Source organism: Microbacterium murale (genome assembly GCF_014635185.1).
Classification (GTDB): domain Bacteria; phylum Actinomycetota; class Actinomycetes; order Actinomycetales; family Microbacteriaceae; genus Microbacterium; species Microbacterium murale.
The window spans coordinates 1-3,357 of record NZ_BMCM01000013.1; the positions used below are offsets into that span (position 1 = coordinate 1).

2 rRNA genes are annotated in these 3,357 nt (G+C 54.2%); both read right to left on the reverse strand.

The annotated features are described in order from the left end of the window. Window positions 1-108: ribosomal RNA gene (gene rrf / locus IEV67_RS18850) — 5S ribosomal RNA — on the reverse strand; the annotation flags it as partial. A gap of 113 nt (window positions 109-221) precedes the next feature. Continuing rightward, window positions 222-3,328: ribosomal RNA gene (locus tag IEV67_RS18855) — 23S ribosomal RNA — on the reverse strand. Window positions 3,329-3,357 lie beyond the last annotated feature (29 nt).

Below are 3,357 nucleotides of genomic sequence, written 5' to 3' on the forward strand. Positions count from 1 at the left end.
TGTCCTACTCTCCCACAGGGTCCCCCCTGCAGTACCATCGGCGCTGTGAGGCTTAGCTTCCGGGTTCGGAATGTGACCGGGCGTTTCCCTCACGCTATGGCCGCCGAAACACTATTGATGTTTCAAAAACCTAAAGAGCACGCGTGAACGTGCATGTTTAGGGTTCTCGACCGTACATCGAGAACCACTCAGTGGACGCGTAGCACCAACAAAATCGGTGTGTTATCAAGTCATCGGCTTATTAGTACCAGTCAGCTGCATGCATTGCTGCACTTCCACATCTGGCCTATCAACCCAGTAGTCTGGCTGGGAGCCTCTCACCCGAAGGTATGGAAGTCTCATCTTGAGGCCGGCTTCCCGCTTAGATGCTTTCAGCGGTTATCCATCCCGAACGTAGCTAATCAGCGGTGCTCCTGGCGGAACAACTGACACACCAGAGGTTCGTCCAACCCGGTCCTCTCGTACTAGGGTCAGATCCTCTCAAACTTCCTACGCGCGCAGCGGATAGGGACCGAACTGTCTCACGACGTTCTAAACCCAGCTCGCGTACCGCTTTAATGGGCGAACAGCCCAACCCTTGGGACCTACTCCAGCCCCAGGATGCGACGAGCCGACATCGAGGTGCCAAACCATGCCGTCGATATGGACTCTTGGGCAAGATCAGCCTGTTATCCCCGAGGTACCTTTTATCCGTTGAGCGACAGCGCTTCCACAAGCCACTGCCGGATCACTAGTCCCGACTTTCGTCCCTGCTCGACCTGTCAGTCTCACAGTCAAGCTCCCTTGTGCACTTACACTCGCCACCTGATTACCAACCAGGTTGAGGGAACCTTTGGGCGCCTCCGTTACTTTTTGGGAGGCAACCGCCCCAGTTAAACTACCCACCATGCACTGTCCCTGAACCGGATCACGGTTCGAAGTTAGATATCCAGAGTGACCAGAGTGGTATTTCAACAATGACTCCACATGAACTGGCGTCCATGCTTCACAGTCTCCCACCTATCCTACACAAGCCACACCGAACACCAATACAAAGCTGTAGTAAAGGTCACGGGGTCTTTCCGTCCTGCTGCGCGTAACGAGCATCTTTACTCGTAATGCAATTTCGCCGAGTTCGCGGTTGAGACAGTTGGGAAGTCGTTACGCCATTCGTGCAGGTCGGAACTTACCCGACAAGGAATTTCGCTACCTTAGGATGGTTATAGTTACCACCGCCGTTTACTGGGGCTTAAATTCTCAGCTTCGCCTTGCGGCTAACCGGTCCTCTTAACCTTCCAGCACCGGGCAGGCGTCAGTCCGTATACATCGTCTTGCGACTTGGCACGGACCTGTGTTTTTAGTAAACAGTCGCTACCCACTAGTCTCTGCGGCCACCACACCCTTTTCGGAGCAAGTCCGTATAAGTGGATGGCCCCCCTTCTCCCGAAGTTACGGGGGCATTTTGCCGAGTTCCTTAACCACGATTCTCTCGATCTCCTTGGTATTCTCTACCTGACCACCTGAGTCGGTTTGGGGTACGGGCGGCTAGAACCTCGCGTCGATGCTTTTCTTGGCAGCATAGGATCATCCACTTTTTATCCGCATCGTGTCTCAGCCTATGTGAGTCGCGGATTTGCCTACGACTCGGCCTACGCACTTGCACCAGGACAACCATCGCCTGGCTTGGACTACCTTCCTGCGTCACACCTGTTAATACGCTAACCGCACCAGCATGGGGTCGTACGCTAGGCCTCACCCCATCACCCCGAAGGGATCCGGTCATGAGGATTCAGATACTTAGCACCACTGGATTAGCTTGGGCGGTTCTTCGCCGGTACGGGAATATCAACCCGTTGTCCATCGACTACGCCTGTCGGCCTCGCCTTAGGTCCCGACTTACCCAGGGAAGATTAGCTTGACCCTGGAACCCTTGGTCTTTCGGAGGACGTGTTTCTCACACGTCTTTCGCTACTCATGCCTGCATTCTCACTCGTGTAGCCTCCACGGCTGGTTCACACCGCCGCTTCGCTGGCCACACGACGCTCTCCTACCCATCAACACGGCTGGACCACGAAGGCCTACCAATAATGTCAATGCCACAACTTCGGTGGCGTGCTTGAGCCCCGTTACATTGTCGGCGCGGAATCACTTGACCAGTGAGCTATTACGCACTCTTTCAAGGGTGGCTGCTTCTAAGCCAACCTCCTGGTTGTCACAGCAACTCCACATCCTTTCCCACTTAGCACGCGCTTTGGGACCTTAGTTGGTGGTCTGGGTTGTTTCCCTCTCGACTATGAAGCTTATCCCCCACAGTCTCACTGCTGCGCTCTCACTTACCGGCATTCGGAGTTTGGCTGACGTCAGTAACCTTGTAGGGCCCATCGGCCATCCAGTAGCTCTACCTCCGGCAAGAAACACGCAACGCTGCACCTAAATGCATTTCGGAGAGAACCAGCTATCACGAAGTTTGATTGGCCTTTCACCCCTATCCACAGCTCATCCCCTCAGTTTTCAACCTAAGTGGGTTCGGTCCTCCACGTGCTCTTACACACGCTTCAACCTGGCCATGGATAGATCACTTCGCTTCGGGTCTAGGACATGCGACTGAATCGCCCTATTCAGACTCGCTTTCGCTACGGCTACCCCACACGGGTTAACCTCGCCACATATCGCTAACTCGCAGGCTCATTCTTCAAAAGGCACGCTGTCACCCCTACTAAGGAGGCTCCAACGGTTTGTAAGCAAACGGTTTCAGGTACTATTTCACTCCCCTCCCGGGGTACTTTTCACCTTTCCCTCACGGTACTTGTCCGCTATCGGTCATCTGGAAGTATTTAGGCTTATCAGGTGGTCCTGACAGATTCACACGGGATTTCTCGGGCCCCGTGCTACTTGGGATACTCTCCACGCCAGAACACGCATTTCGACTACGGGGTTGGCACCCTCTATGACCGGCCTTTCAAGACCGTTCGTCTATACGCTTCTGTAACGTCGCCACCTCGGCAGAGGTGACTGGTGAGTCCCACAACCCCGAATATGCAACTCCTGCCGGATATCACACACACTCGGTTTAGCCTGATCCGGTTTCGCTCGCCACTACTAACGGAATCGCGGTTGCTTTCTCTTCCTGTGGGTACTGAGATGTTTCACTTCCCCACGTTCCCTCTACCCGCCCTATATATTCAGGCGGGAGTCACTAGGTCGGCACGCCGCCCAGCGGGGTTTCCCCATTCGGACACCCTCGGATCAAAACTTGCTTATCAGTTCCCCGAGGCTTATCGCAGATTGCTACGTCCTTCTTCGGCTCCAGATGCCAAGGCATCCACCGTTTGCTCTTAAAGACTTGAAATACATGAGATTGAATCAAAACTCGACCCC